The organism is Bradyrhizobium vignae, assembly GCF_004114425.1.
Taxonomy (GTDB): domain Bacteria; phylum Pseudomonadota; class Alphaproteobacteria; order Rhizobiales; family Xanthobacteraceae; genus Bradyrhizobium; species Bradyrhizobium vignae.
Map to the genome: position 1 here is coordinate 38,792 of NZ_RDQF01000042.1, position 19,895 is coordinate 58,686.

Below are 19,895 nucleotides of genomic sequence, written 5' to 3' on the forward strand. Positions count from 1 at the left end.
GTTAGCATGCGAGACAGTCAACTCGGAATCGGCGTCGTGGGCTACGGGTATTGGGGCCCCAATCTCGTTCGCAATTTCTCGGTTAACCCTGCTACCCGCGTCATCAGTGTGAGCGACCTGGATACGGGAAGGCTCGCTGCTATAAAGCAGCTCTATCCAGCGGTGGAGGTGACGAGTCGCTACGAAGATCTGCTGAAGGATACCCGCATCGACGCCATCGCCATCGCGACGCCCGTGCATACCCATTACGAGCTGGCACTCGCGGCGTTGAAAGCCGGAAAGCATGTCCTGGTCGAAAAGCCGCTCGCGCCGAGTGCCGAATTGGTGACCCGTTTGATCGACGAAGCAGACCGGCGCCGATTGACGCTCATGGTTGATCATACCTTCCTGTACACGCCCGCGGTCCAGAAGATTCGCGAGCTCCTGCTGAGCGGCGAGCTCGGAGACATCTACTACTACGACAGCACACGCGCCAGTCTCGGGTTGTTCCAAAAGGACGTCAATGTGATCTGGGATTTGGCGGTGCACGATATCTCGATCATCCATCATATTCTTGATCGGGCGCCGATCGCCGTCTCGGCAACCGGGTCGTGCCACGTCGTCGGCTCGCCGGAGAACATGGCGCACATCACGCTGTTCTTTGCCGACGCGTGCGTGGCCCACGTCAGCGTCAATTGGCTCTCGCCCGTCAAGGTGCGCCAGACGTTCATCGGTGGCAGCAAGAAGATGATCGTATACGACGATCTCGAGCCGACCGAGAAGATCAAGGTCTATGACAAGGGGATCACGCTCGACGGTCCGACCGAGGATGCCCGTGAGTTGCGTATTGGATATCGAGCTGGGGACATGTGGGCTCCTCATATTTCCACGAAAGAGGCCCTGCAGACGGAAGTCGAGCACTTCATCGACTGCGTTCGGAACGGGGTGGCGCCAATTTCCGGCGGGATGTCCGCTTTGCGGGTAGTCGAGGTGCTGGATGCGGCTTCGCGCTCGATAGCAGCGCAAGGGAACCCGGTCCGCATCAATCAACCGCAACAGGTTCGGGAACGCGTCCGGGCCAGGGCGTAATCGTGGTGCCGGGAAGCGTTGCTAACTGCCGAGAGGTAACGGTTTCGCGATGAATGCAGTTCAGCGCTCCATCCTGTTCTCGGCAGCCGACCGCTATGGCAGCTTGATCCTGTTCTTTGTGGCTACGGCGGTCCTTTCCCGTTTGCTATCGCCGCCGGAATTCGGCGTCTATGCTGTCGTCAACGCCATCGTTGTTGTCGTGGCTGCCTCCTTTCAGGAGTTCGGCGGCGGAAATTATCTGATCCAGAAGCGGGAATTGTCGGACGAGGACATTCGTTCGGCGTTCACGATCGCGTTGGGCATCTCGGGCGCAATTGCGGTTCTTCTGTTCGTCCTTGCTGACGATCTATCGCAGCTGTTCGGGCAGAGCGGCCTCAAGGAAGCTATCGAGGTCTCTGCTATGAATTTTCTCATATTGCCCTTCTCGGGGACGATTTCTGCCTTGCTGCGACGGCAGATGAAGTTTGGAGCTTTAGCAATCTGCAACTTCGCATCCGGCGTGGCAGTTGCGCTGGTCTCAATCGGACTTGCGATAGCGGGATTCAGCTACATGGCCCCGGTCTGGGGTGGTTTGGCAGGAAACGTGTTTCTGACCCTGGCGCTGCTTGTTGGTCATCGTAATCTCAACGTGCTGCGCCCTTCGCTGCTAGAGTATCGCGAGATATTCGGATTCGGTCTTTATTCCAGCGGGGTCGGCGTCATCAATGCCTTCTACAATCTGGCGCCCCAGCTGTTTCTCGCAAGAATTCTCGACTTTGTGTCCGTTGGTCTTTACAGCCGCGCGATCAACTTGACGCAGGTTTTTGACCGGCTAGTCACCCAAGTCCTGACCCCCGTCATCATGCCGGCGATTGTCGCAAGGCGCCACGCCGGTGAAGACCTGAAGACCGTTTATCTCGAGTCGATTGAGCTGCTTTCCGCCGCGCAATGGCCATTCCTGATATTCGTGGCGATCATGGCGCGTCCAATCATCGCAGTCTGGCTCGGGCAGAGCTGGCTTGAGATCGTGCCACTCGTACGCTTGCTATGCATCGCAAACATGGCGCTGTTTGCGGCATGCTTGAGTTATCCTGTACTTGTCGCGGTTGGAAGTGTAAGGGACGCATTGGTGTCCTCTTTCATCTCGCTCCCGCCATCGCTACTCGTGATTTTGGGCGCGTCCTTCCTCGGTGTGCAGGCAGTCGCCGCAGCCGCGCTCTTGACCTTACCATTTCAGGCTGCGGTCGCGATCTACTTTATCGGACGGCATCTGCGGCTCAGGCCAAAGGATCTTGCTCGCGCGCTGACGAAGAGCGGGCTCGTCACGGTGGCAACTGCGTTTGGTGTCGGCGGCTGTGCGGTGCTGACGGACGCTGGATCGCTGCCGCCCCTTGTCGGGATCGTCATGGCATCGTGTGCCGCGGCGGTTTGCTGGTGCCTGGGGCTGCTGCTGACTGGGCACCCGTTGCTGCGTCAGCTCCATCAGGCGGCAGCGGGTCTTGCCCGCACTGCGCCGAAGCTGCGACCGTCGCGTTCGGCCCTATAAAGCCTTGTGGCAATTTTGGAGGCGATGATGCCGATCACGAATGACGTACAGCTAGGTCGCGATGTCCGTATTCTTCACCCGGAGCTGGTCAATCTGTACGGCTGCAAAGTTGGCGACGAGAGCAGGATCGGAACGTTCGTCGAAATCCAGGCGGGGGCCAAGATCGGAGCGCGCTGCAAGATATCCTCGCACAGCTTCATCTGCGAGGGCGTCACGATCGAGGACGAGGTGTTCATCGGTCACGGCGTGATGTTTACGAATGACAAGCTCCCGAGGGCAACGACGGCGGATGGCCGTCCGCAGCAAGAGTCGGACTGGACCCTGCAGCGCACTCTTGTCGGTAGGGGGGCTTCCATCGGCTCCAACGCCACCATTTTATGTGGTGTCACAATCGGCGCTGGCGCGTTCGTTGGCGCGGGCGCGGTGGTGACGAAGGATGTTCCAACGGGCGCCACCGTCGCGGGAGTTCCGGCTCGGATGATGTCCGCGGCCGAGAATATGGCGACGGCCCCCCGCGCGTTTATCGGCGAGGGCTCTTAGGTCTGCCGAATTAATCGATATTTATTTTCTTGAAAATGGCGCTTGATTTAATATTATAATGAGAGTTAATTTTTAATATATAGCTGGTCAATCCAAGGTGTTCAATCTTGATACCCTTTCTGGACCTGAAAGCCCAATACGATCAAATCAAGCCGGAAATCGACGCCGCGGTGGCCAGGGTCGTCAGCAGCGGGCACTTTGTGCTCGGGCCGGAGGTGCGGGCCTTCGAGGGTCGCTTTGCCGAATATTGCCGGACCTCGCATTGCCTCGCCGTGAATAGTGGGACGTCGGCGCTCCACCTCGCTTTGCTGGCGGCGGGCATCGGGCTTGGTGATGAAGTCATCACGGTGTCCATGACCTTCGTGGCGACTACGGCGGCCATTCTCTACAGCGGTGCCAAACCAGTGTTTGTCGACGTTGACCCGGTCACGTGGACGATGGATCCCGATCTCATCGAGGCCGCGGTAACACCGCGAACCAAAGCCATCCTTCCTGTCCACCTCCACGGGTTGATGGCCGAGATGGATCCCATCATGTCGATCGCGCGGCGTCATGGTCTCGTGGTCATCGAGGACGCCGCGCAGGCGCACGGTGCGGAATACCGGGGACGCCGTGCGGGCTCGATCGGGGACCTCGGGTGCTTCAGCTTTTATCCGGGCAAGAACCTGGGAGCGTTCGGCGAGGGTGGTGCGGTCGTGACTGATCGGCCCGAGCTCGCGCGCCGGGTGTCACTGCTGCGGGATTGGGGGCAGGAGACGAAATACAACCACATTATCGCCGGCTACAATTATCGCATGGATGAGATCCAGAGCGCGATATTGAATGTCAAGCTGGACTACATCGAGAGCTGGACCGAGTCTCGCCGATCGCTCGCAGAACGGTACAACGGACTGTTGTCTGAACTCGCATTTGCGTGTCCCCAGCCGCCCAGGCACTCCCGCCACGTGTATCATGTCTATTCGGTCAGATTGCAGCGGCGCGACGACGCACTGACGTTATTGCGGGACGCCGGCATCGGTGCGGGAATTCACTATCCCATTCCGGTGCATCTGCAGAAAGCCTATGCAGAACTCGGTTATACGGCCGGTGATCTGCCGGTCACCGAGAACCTTGCAAACGAGTTTCTTTCCCTTCCCATTTATCCGGAGTTGCTGCCGGACCGGGCGGCCGCTGTTGTCTCCACTTTGAGGGACGCCGGAGCATTGCTTCCTACCGAGGCCGCGAGCAACCGAGCGCAGCATTCGCAAAGCTTCATAACGAGGTCCTGCAACAGGAGGGCGTCTTGATTGAGCTCAAGGGAAAGCGCGTTCTGGTCACCGGCGGAGCGGGATTTATCGGCTCTCACATCATCGATCTGCTCTGTGATGAAGGTTGTATCGAGATCGTCGCCCTCGACAACATGATAAGAGGCCGCCCGGAGAATCTCCGGCGTGCGCTCGGACGCGGGCCCGTGAGACTGGTTCACGGCGACATACGCGATCGCAAGCTGATGGAAGCCCTGGTGAAGGCTGCCGACATCGTTTTTCACCAGGCCGCACTCCGCATCACCCATTGCGCGGCAGAGCCACGCCTGGCCAAGGAGGTCATGGTGGACGCCACCTATGATCTTCTGGAGTTGTGCAGCAAGCACGACATTGAGAAGATCATCGCAGCGTCTTCGGCATCCGTTTATGGCCTGGCGGAGGAGTTTCCGACGACCGAGCGACAGAATCCGTACAACAACCGGACGTTCTATGGGGCAGCCAAGGCCTTCAATGAAGGTCTCTTGCGCACCTTCAACGACGCGTGCGGCCTAGATTACGTGGCATTCCGGTATTTCAACGTTTACGGCAGTCGGATGGATATACACGGGCGGTACACCGAGGTCTTGATCCGCTGGATGGAGCGGCTGGAGGCCGGACTGCCTCCCGTCATCTTTGGTGATGGGTCTCAGACCATGGATTTCGTTCACGTCCGTGACGTCGCGCGCGCCAACATCCTCGCGGCCCGGGCGAAGATTACCGACGAGGTGTTCAACGTCGGAAGCGGTACTGAGACCAGCCTGGCTCAATTGGCGACGGTGCTTGCGTCGGTGATGGGGCGCCGCGACCTCACACCCGAATTCGCACCTGAGCGCTCGGTCAATCCGGTGCCGCGACGGCTGGCATCGACTGGAAAGGCAGAGCGTCTGCTTGGATTCCGTACCACTGTCTCGCTCGAGCAGGGGCTCGCCGACCTCGTGAAATGGTGGCGATCAGAACGCGATCTCGCTTCGGATCGCCAGCGGCAGGCGGCAGCATCGTGATCCCGATCGCAGTGCCGCTGCTGGCGGACGAGGAAGCCGATGCAGCACGCGCCGTCGTTCTGTCGGGCTGGGTATCGCAAGGGCCGCAAGTGGCTGCGTTTGAGGACGAGTTCGCCGCACTCGTCGGCGCACCGCACGCCTGCGCTGTGGCGAATTGCACCACCGCGCTGCAACTCGCCCTGGCAGCGTTGGGAATCGGCACAGGCGACGAAGTGATCACGGTCAGCCACTCCTTCATCGCAACCGCCAACGTGATCCGATATCAGGGCGCCACTCCGGTTTTTGTCGATATCGACCCCGAGACGTATAATTTGGATTGCGCTCGGCTAGCCGAAGCCATCACCGAGCGTACGCGCGCGATCATCGCGGTCCATCAGATGGGCATGCCGTGTGATATGGCAGCAGTCATGGACGTGGCGCGCCGCCACGGGATCGCTGTCATCGAGGATGCGGCCTGTGCCGCCGGCTCGCAGATCCGGATGAACGGGCAATGGGAAGCGATCGGCAAGCCGCATGGAGACATCGCCTGCTTTTCCTTTCATCCGCGAAAGGTGATCACGACGGGTGAGGGCGGAATGCTGACCACCGCGAATGCCGAGCTCGATCGCAAGTTCAGGCTACTACGCCAGCACGGCATGAGCGTTCCGGACACGGTACGTCACAACTCGTCGAGCGTGATCTTCGAGGAGTATGTCATTGTTGGCTACAATTTCCGAATGACGGATATGCAGGCCGCCATTGGGCGCAGACAGCTCGAGCGGCTTCCCGATCTGGTAGCGCGCCGGCGAGCCGTTGCCGCTCGATATGCCGAACAGCTCGGCAATCTGGAAGGGTTGCGGCTGCCAACCGAGCCGGCTTGGGCCAGGTCCAACTGGCAGAGCTATTGCGTTCGTCTTCCGGACCGCCTCGACCAACGCATCCTCATGCAGCATCTCCTTGATAAGGGCATTGCGACCCGCCGCGGAATCATGTGTGCCCACCGCGAGCAGCCTTATTCGGGCCTCAGTGGGAGGCAGGATTTACGTCAATCCGAGCTTGCCCAGGATCGTTCAATCTTGCTGCCCATCTATGCACAGATGAGCGCGGAGGATACCGCGATGGTGAGCGCTGCGGTGCGAGCAGAGTTGGAACGATGATCTCGGGACTGGCCGATCAGAAGGCATTACGACTTTTGGTCGTGATCGCGAGCTATGGGACCGCAAATGATGCCTACCTGGATCGGGTGATCAGGGAATACCGGTCCATGTCGTTCGACGTGGATATCATGATCGTGTCCAACATTGACAAGAAGCCAGCTGCAGATATCGAGTGTGTCGTCGGCCTTCCCAACAAGAATCCGTGGTCGCTTCCCTTCGCGCACAAGGAGTTGTTTGCAGCGCGAGTTGATCAGTATGACCTGTTCATCTACTCCGAAGACGACATTTTGATCACTGAAAGGAATATTCGAGCGCTTCTCGACGTGACTGCAATGTTGAATGAGGACGAGATTGCCGGATGGATGCTCGTCGAGAGGGCGTCAAACGGCGAACTGAATTATCCGCAAGCCCACGGTCCGTTCCACTGGGATTGTACGTCGGTAAAGATCAGAGGAAAATACCATCTTGCTCATTTTACTAACGAGCATGCCGCCAGTTATATGCTCACCCAGCGGCAGCTTGCGAGAGCAATTGCGTCCGGCGGTTTTTTGGTCGAGCCTCACGAAGGCAAGTACGACCTGCCTTGCACGGCTGCGACTGATCCATTCACCCAGTGCGGCTTCAAAAAGCTGATACCGATCTCCCATATCGAGGATTTCTCGGCCCACCATCTGCCGAACAAATATATCAACCGGCTCGGCATCGATCGCAAACAATTGGACGCACAACTGTCCGTTCTGATGCAGATTGCGCGTGAGGGAAACACCGCAATTCCACTATTCAGTGCCGAGACCAAGCTCTGGCACAGCATGTACTCGAAGGACTACTACGAGCCGGCGAGGGACGAGGTGTTGTCCTGCGTACCGGAAAAGGCTGCCGTATTATCGATTGGATCCTGCTCGGCTGCAAACGAGCGCCGGCTGCTGCAGAGAGGAAACCGCGTGGTGGCGGTGCCTCTCGACCCCGTTGTTGGCAACGGCTTGGCCGAGCTCGGGGCTGAGGTGGTGTTAGGTGACGTCATCACGGCGAGAGAAAAAATCGCAACGGGGCGGTTTGACCGGCTACTTTTCGTCGACGTTTTGCAGTTCGTCCGTGATCCGGCACATTTGCTCAAATTATTCTTGGATCTCTTGGCTCCCGACGGACGGGTAATCATATGCGCGCCCAATCGGCCGTCGCTCCGTTACGCCTGGGAATGCGCGAAATCCCGCAGCGTCTTTCGGCGATGGGGCAGCTTCGATTCTGCAGGGATCCACGACACGACAATCGGAAAGCTTCAAACTTGGTGTGCGCAGGCCGGTCTGGAGATCGAGAAGATTGAACGGTGCGCTCCGGCTCCAGCCAGTCCGAAAATCCTGTCTCCGATACTTGCGCGAGACCTTGTTGCAATTGCTAGAAGGCGTGAATCGCGAGAGCCGTCTGTTTGCGACACTCGCGGAATGGGGCACATGGACGCCTCCAGAGGGCGCCGTTCAATGAGCTTGGAACCCATCAACAGAATCGAAATGTGCAACATGCAGGGACACGCGGGTGCTGCGCAGGGTTCGGCTGCAAAGGACTATTACAGCCGCTCTCGCCGTGAGATTCGGCCGTTGCTGCCGAGCCGCGCCTCTCGGATACTCGAAGTCGGGCCTGGCGCTGGCTTCACTCTGATGTGGCTCAAGTCGATCTACCCTGCTGCCACGACATTTGGAATCGAGCTCAATCGAGCCCTTGAGGCCGACCTGCAAGAGCATGCCGATGTCGCGATGATCGGAGACATCGACGATTTGATCGCACGAGTGGGTAGCAAGTTTGATCTAATCTTGTTGCTTGATGTCCTTGAGCACGTCCCGGATCCAACTCGTACGCTTCAGACCATCACGAGAAATCTTCTCATGGATGGTGGGCGCGTGATTGTTTCTGTTCCGAACATCGCGCATCTGAGCGTAACTCTTCCTCTGCTTTTCAGGCGCCGGTTTGCCTACACGGATTCAGGAATTCTTGACCGGACTCATTTGAAGTTCTTTGTCGAAGACACCGCGGTTAAGCTGCTCAATGATTCAAATTTGGACGTCAAGGATGGTCTGATCACGGGCGCTGAAGGACCGAAGTCGAGAATGTTGGATACCCTCACACTTGGCCTGTTGAGCCACCATCTTGCAAAGCAATATATCATGGCTGGCGAAATGCTTGGACATGAGCGTGTCCAGAAGAAGGTCAAATGGACAAAGAACCGGCTGATCACCAGCGTCGCGTGAGTGAATTCGGCTGGAGTTCCTCGTGCGCAGGTACGGTTCACTGCAGCACGATCGGCGCCCGCGACGGAACCCGCGCCGCCGACCCGCGCTCTTTATATATTTCAGCGGCGTGCAGAAGAACCTCGGCGTGACGTCTTGCGCAAACGTTTGCGCTGAATTTTTCCTTGAAACTCTGAGACAAGAGGCGTCGTTTCGCTGACCATTCGTTTCGGTGGGCAACGATAGAGTTCATTGCCCAAGTCAGTTTGGCCTTGTTCGGCTGCGGCCGAAATCGCATGAGGCCTGCCGTCTCCCAATTTGCATTCTCAGGACTGCCGAGAGGATTGGGGACTACAAAACCTCGGCTTCCGTCTGTGCCAAGCTGCTCGTGGGCGCCACCCACCTCGCTGGTGATGACAGGCAGACCCACGCTTAGCGCCTCCATGGAGGCAAGCGACCAGCCCTCGAAGAACGAATCCATGACAAAGGAGTCGGCGGCGGCGAGCAGGGCGGATGGATTCGAAAATGAATGCCTGAGGTGAATTTGTCCTGAACAAGGCAAGCTGTCACGGAGGGCACGGACTTGACGCGTGTACACGACGTCGTCCAAGCGACCGGCGATCAGCAGGTGCGCATTCGGATTGATCCTTGCTACCTCGGAAAACGCATCTACCAGACCATAGGAATTCTTTTGAACGGTATGGCGAGCAAGTGTGAGGAAGAGAAACTCGTCTTGAAGTCCTAGCCAGTTCCGAGCTCTTGAGCGGTCTCCAGGAGGCCGATGCGTGTCGTTGAACGCATTCGGGATGGTGATGACCGCATGCTCTGAAAATGACGGATTGCCTACGATGTACTGTCGTCGGACCAAATCACTCACTGCGACGAAAGATGTAATTAACTTCGACCTGCGACTCTCACGTCTCCAATCAGTGCCGATGGGAGTTGGAATCCCGTGCAGCGTCTCGACAACCGGTATGCGCGCAACCGCCGCCGCTTCCAAGATCCACTCAGGGGGAGCGTGCGCGCTGATCACATCCGGGCGATTTGCACGCAACCACCGGCAACCATCGGTAGGCGATGTTACGACAACGGTCGTTCCCTCCCTCTGCAACGCCGCGGACAATTGTCCGACGTAGGGCGGAGACGCTGTATTCGCGCACATCACCGTAACGCGAAGACCTTGCCATGGGAGTCGTCGAGCGAGAAATGCCACGAATTCATCAAGGCCACCGGTGTCGAGTACTGGGGTGACAATCAGGCAATGTTTGCTATTGGATGCCGAGAGCTCGGCCGAACAAGGCAATGAACCGGCGGGTATTGAGGGGGGCTCGTCCGGAACGGGCGGTGCCGCCTCGCGATCGTATGGCACGAGCGGCTTCGACCAATCAGACACAAGTGTGTCATCTCGCTGAACCAATTCGCCGCTGATCATCAATCTTCTTGCCGCACGTCTCACGGTGCGCGGCAGCCGCCACGAATTTCGTTGCGCCCAGAGCATGGCGCGCCCGCGAAGAGAAACGTCGCTCTGATTGGACTTGGTCATGCGTTCGGACTGAGTAAGCTGTGCCCCACCAAGGTGGAATATCCGCATTGAACCAGGCTTGTTGCTCGCTGCATGATGGCTGTATTTAGTTTATGACTGTGCTTATTGTTCTGTGTGAGAAAATTAAAAGAGAGCAGACTATACGTCGATAAAAAAGTTAAATCATCTTGATAATAAAGTGAAATCGTATTTAGATGGACGCTCTTCGGTCGACATCGCCTGAAGGGTGACAGGACGCGCGGAAAGTGGCTCCTCCTCCTTTCCGTTCATGGAATCTAGATGAAAGCGGAGGTCTCAATAGAGAGGCGCTTAATATATCATGCTCAGCACGCTCCGCGAAGTGAAGCGATTGTCCGAACAAGTGGGTACGATTAATGCATTGCATTTGAAGGCCAAACACGCTTGCGCGCGACAGCTGTGCAGAGTTGGCTACCAGCCGGAACTTCTGCCAGTGTCGGTCCCGGTTCGCGGATTGGCGCATCCGCTGCTTTTGCGCCCGGCGACGAGTGACTATTTGGTATTTAAGCAGATCTACGTTGAGCGGGAATATGCGCCGCTAGATGATTTCGCGCCCCCCGAGCTGATCGTCGATTGCGGTGCGAACGTCGGATACACGAGTGCATATTTTTTGTCCCGGTTCCCAAACGCGCAGGTAATTGCACTGGAGCCTGATCCTTCGAATGCTGTGCTTTGCCGAAGAAACTTGGAGCCGTACGGAGACAGGGTGCAGCTTTTGGAGCGCGCGGTCTGGTCGCACCCAGCGCGGTTGACATTGCTCCACTTTGGTCGGCTTGGGGATCAAGGCGAGTGCGGCATCCAGGTCTTCGAGGCAGACTCGAGCGCAGCGGACTTTCCAGAGCATGTCCATCGTGGGCCTAATCCACCCGTCCCTGCAGGCGAGGTTGAGGCGCTCGATATAGATGCTGTCATCGAGCTTGGCGGAGGAAAGCCGATCGACATTCTGAAACTCGATATCGAAAAATCCGAGCTGGTTATTTTCGACAACGCCGCCCTGCCGTGGCTCGAACGGGTTAAGAACATCGTAATAGAGTTGCATAGTAGTGAGGCGAGCGAGCGGTTCTTTCGGGCGATGGAGCCGTACGTCTACGATTGCGGAACTTCAGGCGAGTTGACGATCTGTCGCAATATTAAGCCGCGGGCAGCAGCATAAGCCCTCGCTGACTCGTTCCTAGCTGATACTCCGTTCGCGGTCAGGCGAGACGTCAATGCGCATGCCCGACGACGACGGAAGGGCGGCCAGCCGTTTGGCAAGCCGCCTGCGTTCTCGCTCGCCGAGCGCGTAGTTGAATGGCGCCAGCAACTCCTGCACGTTCAAAAGATTAACTTCATCTTCCTGCTTGTCATGCCAGACGCTCGCTGCAAACTTGAGACACTCCACCGCGCTTAGGACCTTCATACGCCGCATGTTTTGATAGGCCCACCAGATTCCGCGCTCGGCAAGACGCTGAGCGCATAAGCGTTGTAGTTTATCACTCTCATTGATTAGCGCGCAGGAGTGTCGAAAGAAGGTTTCATACGCGTTCCGCAACTCGCGTTCGTTGACCAAAAAATCATAAAACCACTGTCGATGCATATTTTGTTCATGCAGTCGGTAGAAGGCTTGTACGCTCCCCTGCAACTCGGCCACGTTTCCGCGGGTCGCCAAACGCAGCCACATCTCGCGGTCACCAGCGTGAGGAAGCGTCGGTCTGTATCCGCCGACATCTTGCTGAGCAGAGGTGCGAACCACGGCTGCTGGCGTCGAAATCGGGTTCCAGACATCTTTGCAACACTTGGCAATAAAATCCTGGCCAGTCTGCACATTAATGCTAACGGCATCCGACCCAAGCACTCGCGGCGGGATATCGCGGAACTCGAGCACGCGGCCATAGAGCAGGACGACGTCTGGGCGGGCGTCAAGCACGTCACATGCGCGCCGCAAGGCGCCCGGCGCGAGGAGATCGTCGGCAGAGAGTAACAGGGAGTAGGTTCCCTGTGCTCGTTCGAGCCCTTCGTTGTAAGTTGCGATATGTCCGCGATTCTCGATGTGCCGTTGAAATGTGACGCGAGGATCTTCTGCGGCCAAAGAAGAGCCGACAATCTCAGTATCGTCGGCAGATGCATCATCGATTATGCAGACATCTACATCGACCTCCTGTGTGAGGACACTCTCAACGCATGCCCGTAGATAGCGGCCGTAATTATAGCAGGGTATGATTACACTTAAGGATCCAGTCACTCATGTTCTCCAACAAACCCGCTCTAAGTTTGACGAGCTAGCTGCCTCACGGTGTTTGCGCGATCGGACGACCGGCCGGCGCCAACTCGAGCCTCTCGCCCATAACCCGACTCTGGTAAATCGAGAACTCACGCAACGAACTTCGAATTCCGATGCATACTCCCCAAAAGATCCACATGTAATTCCAGTAGTGTACGGTCAACCCGGTGAACATCAACATTGCGACGGCTATAGTGAAGCCGGTGCGCAGATCCGATAGACGCGTGTCTTCGATTGTCCCCCTGAAGTTGGATCTCACTGGTAGGAAGCTCGCAATATTGCTGAGAGCAAGAAAGAAAATCATAGGAATGCCAAACCGCAACGCAAAGACCAGCCAAGCGGCATCGACGGTCGTATCCAGGATGTCATCCTGTAGCGAACTGAAAGCGTGCCCTGCGAAAGGTGCATCCAGGATCCTCGGTATGGCCGCGTCCCAGATCAACATGCGAAAGTAACCAGATACTGGATCAAAGGTCAGGTGTGAGACGATCCAGCCGAGCGGATGATTTGCCACGCTTAAAATCACGACAACGGCAACACCAAGCAGCAAGTTCAGCGCGTGCCAGCGCCACCCGTATCTTTTTAGAAGGGCGTTATAGACGTAAAGCGCTAGCGTAATAGAACAAGATAACAAGGGTGCTGAGGACAAGGCTAACAAGCAGCCGAACAGCGATAGCCCAGCCCAGAATAGCTTTGAAGATTGGCGTCGCTCCGAGAAGAGAAAAATACAGCAGGCGGTAGCGCAGAAGGCGCCGAGCAGTATCGGGTGATCAAATGTCGCGGCGGCTCTTACCCAGTACCACCGATAGTCAGGCGCAAGCGGAGCGAAGCCGCCGAAAACGGCAGAAAACTTCTCTTGAACAATGAGGTGGCCGGACAGATTGTCTGCGAGAGCCAGCAGAACTATGCAGGCAATCACCCTCTTCAAAACTCGGGTGAAGGTGTAAGTTGCGTCTGGCCCGAAGAAAAATGCCCGCGCGACGATGTAGCCGCCGAGAAACTCCAGCGTCTCGGCCGCTGTCGACGAGATCGCATCCATTCCGCTGGTATAGTAGGCTGCTGCGAACATCCACCCCGCAACTATGCATACGAAAAAGTCCGACGCGAGTCCGTGGCGATCCTTCTGAAATAGACGGATCAGAGCTGGAACAAGAAGCAGCAGAATCCCGATGCGCCCGGCTGTGAACTTCGCGCCTCCCACATACAACTGAACCTGCGCCGCTGGAATGATAGCTCCAACAAGGACCAGCCATGCCGGAAGTGCGCTATAACTTCCTCCGGCAGTTCTGGTCGAGGCTACTCTTGCTCGGAAAATGGGTCCATGCGCGCTTCGCGAAACCACAGCAATCATTTGTCGAATTCCCGTGCCGGTGGACCTTTCATAGCAGAATCAGGAGGCGAGGGGCACGAGACGCCTGTGGACGTCAGTCAAGTACCACGTGAAGGTAATCGGGCGCTTGGCCAGTCCTCCTATGAAGTGCCCCCGCTGAAAGACGTGCGGCCGATAGCCCAGCCTCGAAACCAATTGCGAAATTTCGTGCGACGCAAAGGCGCACATCAGTGCGGGGCTATGCTGTCTAAGCGTGTCTTTGGCACCCTGGAGAATGTCCAACTCGGCGCCCTGAGCGTGCACCTTGATCAACGAGGGCGCCATTGCAAATGAATCGAGTGTTCGACATTCCACCTGATATTCGTTCACGGTCAGCCTTGTCCTGTCGAAATGAAACATGCGTCCTGGATCGTTCAGCCATTCCGTCGCCGACTCGCGCGTCGTAGCGGCCATCCCGTCGCAACCCCATCGCCCGTATGAGGGAACAAAGAAACTAATGATCCCTGGCTTGGCTCCTAGTGCGCATGAGAATATCGAGATCGACGGATCCCGCTTGAACCGAAGTTTAAGGCGCTCGGCTGATGCGGGTTCGGGTTCGAAGGCCACGACGCTCGATTGCGGCCTGAACCTCTTAAACGCGGAAATACTCTGCCCGCGATTTGCCCCGATATCGATGATCAGGCCATCAGACCCGGCGGCCCAGAAAGTTCCCTTGTACTCGCTTTTGGCCAGGTAGGAGGCGGTGGCGTCCATGAGCGCAAATCTGATCGTAGCCACACCAGGGACATTCGCATACGCGAAACGGGCGAAGGGTTTCAAATTCATTCGGTTTTACCATGTTGCCACTAGTCACGTTTACTCGAATTAAATATGATGCTATTAAATTTGCAATCGAATTATTTAAAACGAGTGGTGGCGTGGGAAAAGAGCTAATGGACGAAGGCCCAAGCTCCTGCGGATCGATTGGCGTTATTCAGGCAGAACAGCTCAGCTGTGCCGAGGTGGCGGTCTTGATCGTCGGGTTCCGCAATTCCCAAGACATTCTAAACTGTCTTCGAGCACTTTCGCGGGCGGCATTTTCCCCCTCCTTCGACGTATTCATTTGTGAAAATGGCGGGGCCGAAGCCTATCGACGGCTCATCGGCGACCTCCTGAGCGAGGAAGGACCTTCTTCTTTCCGTGTACCGCTCGGGATTCGCGTAGATCCGGCCGGAACCCGGTTTACTCGGATTCAGCGGCTCAGTTTTCGATCAGGGGCCTCTAACGTCTGGATTGGATGCGCGGTTAGCAACCTGGGCTATGCGGGCGGGATAAACGCCTGGCTGCTACCGCTGTCTGACACTCCAGGCTGGAAGGGCGTTTGGATCTTAAATCCGGATACGGAGCCGTCCGCGTCTGCCTTGGCTGCGCTATATGAACGGGCTGAGTCCGGGCGCAAAGCAATGGTCGGCAGTACTCTTGTCGACAACGGCGACGACGAGAGGGTCAGAATCCGCGGCGGGATGCAGTGGCAAAAGGCCAGGGCGATCGCAATTGGTCGCGGAGAACGTCTTGGCGCCAGCTGCAATATCGCAGAGATTGAAAGAGCAATGGATAGTCCTTCCGGGGCGTCGATGTACGTGACTCGCTGGTGCATCGAAAGGATCGGCCTGATGGATGAGCGCTACTTTTTATTCTACGAAGATCTGGACTGGGGGGTACGCGCGAAGTCATTGGGGCTCGGCTACGCGAGGGATTCGATTGTCATTCACAAGCGAGGTACCACGACCGGATCGGCGAAAGCGTTAGCGGCCATACCGAGGCCTTCTGTCTATCTCGAACACCGCAACGGCGTTCATCTGGTGCGTCGACATTTTCCGTCTTCGTTGGCGCTACGTGTCGCGATCTCTCTGATGTACGCCATCCGGTTTTTGATTCGGGGGGCACCCAACAATTCGCTAGCCGTCGTCGAAGGACTGATTGCCGGACTGAAAGGCGAGATTGGCTTGCCAGGCGAAGGATCGCGTTGAGGCCTGCAGCTACAGGGTTGGAGTACAATTCCCAATGCGACCGTCGATCATTTGTTGGACTATAGTCTGTGTAGTCGTTGTCCCGCAGTCCTTGTGCATTGATGCGCGGGGCGACGAAGACAACCAGATTGCCACATGGCCGAACGAAACGAATACCGGTGTGCGGTCCGGCGTGTCGCTGAAACCTTCTGGTGGCTTCGTTGTGACCGAGGCTGACACAGTTATCTCGGGTCTGGATATTCAAGGTGGTGTGCATATCAAGGCGCCAAACGTCACCTTGATCGACTCAAGGGTCACCTCTGCCTCGTTTTACATTGTAAGAATTGAGCCGGGTATAACCGGCGCAGTAATTCAAAACTGTGAGATAGATGGCACTGGAGAAGCGAACGACGGCTCCTACGGCATAGTGGGTCAAGGTACCTTCATAGCAAACAACATTTATAATGTCGAAAATGGGATTGGCGTGTCCGGGGCCGATACCCTGATCCGTGACAATTACATTCATGATCTTCGCGCGTCCGGATCTCCTCACTACGACGGTATCCAGGTTGATGGCGGCAATTCAAACATCACGATCCAGCATAATACCGTCATCAACAGCTATACGCAGACTTCGGCGGTCATGATCGACAACTACTTCGGTCCCGTCTTGAACGTTGCCGTCGAGAACAATGTCCTCATCGGCGGCGGATACACTGTCTACGCTGATGGTCAATTCAACGGCGGCTCGATTGTCGGGGTGTCATTCACGAACAACCGGTTGGGAAAAGGCAAATGGGGTTATCGATCGTTCGTCAGAAACACGCCCGCATGGCGAGGAAATGTGGATCACTTCAGCGGGCGCTATCTCGGTGCAAGGTGAGACGCACGCGCAGGCCTCGACCTTGTTGGCGAGTCAGCCTGTTGCGCTTCAAAGCCAGCAACAATCAGGTCCCGGCCACCAGTTGATTCTCAATTGCATGGGAGCGGGCGATCCTAACGTTCTTGTCTGAACAATTTGCGCGGCCCGAAATTTAATTTATTTAATAATTGAATGTGCGTTTTTGCAGCAGCCCTTGTCGATGAATTGAAAGCTGCTCTTCCAGCCTGGTTCAGGTTGTCCAGTCGATGCAGCCGCCGAACATCGAATAGAAAAAAGTTGTGAATTTTTGTCGCGGAGCCTGCTGCCACCGATGAGTTTGATATCGCGCACGCTGTGCCTAATGCGCTGAGTTTAATGCGCAAATTAAACTCCTCCGAGGCGTCGTCGCGACTCGCATCTCCTAAAATGACCTTGGGGAGGCCGCCATGCCGTCCCAAAATTGCCGCCGCCGGTCGTGCATTACCCCGACCGGTGGGCGCGACGAGAGCGAAGCTCGCTCTTGGTGAGTTAAACAAGCAAGGAGAACTACTTTGGCGACGACGACTTCAATATGGCCGGATGCATCGACAACGGGCGTACCAGCGGGGGTAACGCTGACGCCATCTGGGGATGTTGTTGTGACCCAAGCTGGCGCTGTCATCTCGGGCCTCAATATCCAGGGCACCGTCTACATCGACGCGCCCAACGTGACGCTCGAGAATTGCAAGATTACATCCGCCAGCTTCGCGGTGGTGAAAATTGCGAGCGGAGTCACCGGGGCCGTTGTTCAGAACTGTGAAATCAACGGTGTTGGTTCGGGCAACGACGGATCTTGCGGTATCCTCGGCCAGGGGACGTTCGTCGCGAACAACATCTATAATGTAGAGAACGGTATAGCTGTTGCAGGTGCCAGCACCATCAAGGACAACTATATCCACAACCTTCTTGCGTCCGGCTCGCCGCACTATGACGGCATCCAGATTGATGGCGGTATCTCGAACGTTCAGATCGAGCACAATACGGTCATCAATGCGTACACTCAAACGTCCGCGATTATGATCGATAACTACTTCGGTCCGATTTCGAACATCAGCGTCCAGAACAACCTGCTCGCCGGCGGCGGGTACACCGTCTATTCGGACGCTCAGTTCAATGGCGGCTCGATCACCGGCGTGTCCTTCACAAACAACCATATGCAATCCGGTTATTGGGGCGTCACGGATTTCAACCAGAATTCGCCGACATATACCGGAAACGTCAATGACGGTGCGACGCTGGTGGCGACGCTCAACACATCGGCAAATAGCGGTCCAACGACCTCTCCGACGCCAGTCCCGGCTCCGGCCCCGGCCGCGCCCGTGATTGCGTCGTGGTCGCCTGACACCGGGAAGACCGGGGATGGCATCACTGACGCCAGTCAGATCACCCTGCACGGCACTGCCGCGGCTGGCAGCACAGTGAAAGTCTATGACGGTTCGACGCAGATCGGTACTGCAACCGCGACTTCGAGCGGAAGCTGGGACTACATCACCAAGGTCCTGACCGATGCGAAGCACACGCTAACGGCGACCGCGACTGACGCGTCTGGCCAGACCAGCGCCGCATCGGCTGCGCTCGCGGTCACCGTCGACACCAAGGCGCCGGCTGCGCCGACGATCACCAGCGACATGGTCAATAGCGCCAATCAGGTGGTGGCGTCCGGGACCGCCGAAGCCAACAGCACGATCAAGGTGTATGACGGCACGACTCAGGTCGGTACGGCAACAACGAACGCTAGCGGCGCTTGGGCGGTAACGACGGCTGCTCTGGCGGCGGGCGCACACGCCCTCACGGCCACGGCGACCGACGCTGCGGGCAACGTAAGCGCCGCGTCAGCGCCTTTTGATCCCGTCATTGGATCGTCCGGCTCATCAGGGTCCGGTACGTCTGGTTCGGGCACGTCCGGCACGGGGACCTCCGGCACCGGCACATCGGGCCCGAGCACCACTGCGCCCGCCGCGCCGAAGATCGCCTCGTTCTCCAACGATACCGGTACCGCTGGTGATCACGTCACGAGCGACAAGACCTTGACCCTGGACGGGACTGCGGTTGCCAACAGCACGGTCAAGGTGTTCGACGGCGCCACCCAACTCGGCACGGTGACGGCGGATGCAAGCGGAGCGTGGCACTACACGACCGCCGCGCTGCCGGACGGCAAGCACAGCTTCACTGCGACGGACACGGTCTCCGGCGTTACCAGCAAGGCATCGACTGCACTGGATGTCACGGTGGATACCGCTGCCCCCGATGCTCCGGTGCTGCTGAGCGATCCGACGTCGCATAACCGCGCCACGGTATCCGGTACGGCCGAAGCCGGCAGCTTGATCAAGCTCTATGAGGGCACGACCCTGCTCGGCACCGCGACCGTTGCAAGTGACGGCAATTGGAGCGTGACGACCCCGAATCTCAAGCACGGGTCGCACACCTTCACCGCGACGGCGACCGATGCAGCCGGCAACACCAGCCCCTTGTCGCAGCCGATCGATCCGCCGATCGGCCATGGCGGCGCAAAGGATGCTGCAACCGTCGAAGTCACCAATGTGCGCCAGCACTGGGATCACACCGCGACAATCAAGGGCACGGCCGATCCCAACAGCGAGATCAAGCTGTCGGACGGCACGACCTCGGTCGGTTCGGTGACCACGGGAGCCGACGGCAAGTGGAGCTTCCAGACGTCGGATCTGTCGGGCAAGAGCCACGCCTTTACCGCCGAGCAGGTCGACACTGCAGGCCACGTGGTCGGCACCAGCTCGGGCGCGGCGATGATCGGCTCTGGCGGCAGCGACACGCTGACTGGCAGCACCGGCAATGACGTCATGGTGGGCAAAGCGGGAGCGGATACGTTCACGTTTGCGTCCAACTTCGGCCAGGACGTTATCAAGGACTTCGCTGCCCGCGGGCCTGCTCACGATACGATCGAGTTCAGCAAAAGCGTGTTCGACAGCTTTGCGAGCGTTCTCTCCCATGCGGCCCAGTCAGGCAACGACGTCGTCATCGCGACGGGGAGCGACACCCTCACGCTGAAGAACACGCAACTCGACAAGCTGAACAGCCACGACTTCCACTTCGCGTAGGAGACGGAT

Annotated in this window: 15 protein-coding genes; 11 read left to right on the plus strand and 4 right to left on the minus strand. The window is 57.5% G+C overall.

Annotation, left to right across the window (positions count from 1 at the left end):
* Positions 1 to 6: 6 nt before the first annotated feature.
* The 7 genes from EAV90_RS27920 (at position 7) to EAV90_RS27950 (ending at position 8,793) form a co-directional block, all read left to right on the plus strand.
* On the plus strand, positions 7 to 1,068 hold the full coding sequence (locus tag EAV90_RS27920) for a Gfo/Idh/MocA family protein (protein ID WP_129145313.1): 1,062 nt from the start codon (positions 7 to 9) through the stop codon (positions 1,066 to 1,068).
* A 49-nt stretch (positions 1,069 to 1,117) separates the two neighbouring features.
* The gene (locus EAV90_RS27925; protein ID WP_129145314.1) at positions 1,118 to 2,593 is read left to right on the plus strand and encodes an oligosaccharide flippase family protein; all 1,476 of its coding nucleotides are present in this window, start codon (positions 1,118 to 1,120) and stop codon (positions 2,591 to 2,593) included.
* Positions 2,594 to 2,620: 27 nt separating this feature from the next.
* Positions 2,621 to 3,133, plus strand: coding sequence for an acyltransferase (locus EAV90_RS27930; RefSeq protein WP_129145336.1), 513 nt, complete (start codon positions 2,621 to 2,623; stop codon positions 3,131 to 3,133).
* 107 nt (positions 3,134 to 3,240) lie between these two features.
* On the plus strand, positions 3,241 to 4,419 hold the full coding sequence (locus EAV90_RS27935) for a DegT/DnrJ/EryC1/StrS family aminotransferase (protein ID WP_129145315.1): 1,179 nt from the start codon (positions 3,241 to 3,243) through the stop codon (positions 4,417 to 4,419).
* Entirely contained in the window at positions 4,416 to 5,417 is a 1,002-nt protein-coding gene (locus EAV90_RS27940; RefSeq protein ID WP_129145316.1) for an NAD-dependent epimerase/dehydratase family protein, read from the plus strand. The genes EAV90_RS27935 and EAV90_RS27940 overlap by 4 nt, the downstream gene beginning before the upstream one ends.
* Positions 5,357 to 6,553 carry a DegT/DnrJ/EryC1/StrS family aminotransferase gene (locus EAV90_RS27945; RefSeq protein WP_129145317.1) on the plus strand — a complete coding sequence of 399 codons (1,197 nt, stop codon included), beginning with the start codon at positions 5,357 to 5,359 and terminating at the stop codon, positions 6,551 to 6,553. The genes EAV90_RS27940 and EAV90_RS27945 overlap by 61 nt, the downstream gene beginning before the upstream one ends.
* A complete protein-coding gene (locus EAV90_RS27950; protein ID WP_129145318.1) occupies positions 6,550 to 8,793 on the plus strand; it encodes a methyltransferase domain-containing protein in 2,244 nt (747 codons plus the stop codon). Before EAV90_RS27945 ends, EAV90_RS27950 begins: the two co-directional genes overlap by 4 nt.
* 37 nt (positions 8,794 to 8,830) lie before the next feature.
* On the opposite strand, the gene EAV90_RS27955 is transcribed toward EAV90_RS27950, so the two are convergent.
* The gene (locus tag EAV90_RS27955; RefSeq protein WP_245509632.1) at positions 8,831 to 10,204 is read right to left on the minus strand and encodes a glycosyltransferase family 4 protein; all 1,374 of its coding nucleotides are present in this window, start codon (positions 10,202 to 10,204) and stop codon (positions 8,831 to 8,833) included.
* A 430-nt stretch (positions 10,205 to 10,634) separates the two neighbouring features.
* Here EAV90_RS27955 and EAV90_RS27960 point away from each other — a divergent pair, with 430 nt between their 5' ends.
* Positions 10,635 to 11,486, plus strand: a complete 852-nt coding sequence (locus tag EAV90_RS27960) for an FkbM family methyltransferase (protein WP_129145320.1) — start codon at positions 10,635 to 10,637, stop codon at positions 11,484 to 11,486.
* Between the two features lie 18 nt (positions 11,487 to 11,504).
* Here EAV90_RS27960 and EAV90_RS27965 read toward each other — a convergent pair whose 3' ends face one another.
* From EAV90_RS27965 to EAV90_RS27975, 3 genes are read right to left on the minus strand one after another with little or no spacing between them, the layout of a single operon-like run.
* On the minus strand, positions 11,505 to 12,554 hold the full coding sequence (locus EAV90_RS27965) for a glycosyltransferase family 2 protein (protein ID WP_129145321.1): 1,050 nt from the start codon (positions 12,552 to 12,554) through the stop codon (positions 11,505 to 11,507).
* 46 nt (positions 12,555 to 12,600) lie between these two features.
* Positions 12,601 to 13,944: a hypothetical protein gene (locus tag EAV90_RS27970; protein WP_129145322.1), complete on the minus strand. Its 1,344-nt coding sequence runs from the start codon at positions 13,942 to 13,944 to the stop codon at positions 12,601 to 12,603.
* Positions 13,945 to 13,983: 39 nt separating this feature from the next.
* The gene (locus EAV90_RS27975; protein WP_164937132.1) at positions 13,984 to 14,676 is read right to left on the minus strand and encodes an FkbM family methyltransferase; all 693 of its coding nucleotides are present in this window, start codon (positions 14,674 to 14,676) and stop codon (positions 13,984 to 13,986) included.
* An 83-nt stretch (positions 14,677 to 14,759) separates the two neighbouring features.
* Between EAV90_RS27975 and EAV90_RS27980 the strand changes: the two genes are divergently transcribed.
* The 3 genes from EAV90_RS27980 (at position 14,760) to EAV90_RS27990 (ending at position 19,886) form a co-directional block, all read left to right on the plus strand.
* Positions 14,760 to 15,932 carry a glycosyltransferase family 2 protein gene (locus EAV90_RS27980; RefSeq protein ID WP_129145324.1) on the plus strand — a complete coding sequence of 391 codons (1,173 nt, stop codon included), beginning with the start codon at positions 14,760 to 14,762 and terminating at the stop codon, positions 15,930 to 15,932.
* A 34-nt stretch (positions 15,933 to 15,966) separates the two neighbouring features.
* Positions 15,967 to 16,794: a right-handed parallel beta-helix repeat-containing protein gene (locus tag EAV90_RS27985; protein WP_129145325.1), complete on the plus strand. Its 828-nt coding sequence runs from the start codon at positions 15,967 to 15,969 to the stop codon at positions 16,792 to 16,794.
* Positions 16,795 to 17,324: 530 nt separating this feature from the next.
* Positions 17,325 to 19,886 carry an Ig-like domain-containing protein gene (locus EAV90_RS27990; RefSeq protein WP_129145326.1) on the plus strand — a complete coding sequence of 854 codons (2,562 nt, stop codon included), beginning with the start codon at positions 17,325 to 17,327 and terminating at the stop codon, positions 19,884 to 19,886.
* Positions 19,887 to 19,895: the final 9 nt, after the last annotated feature.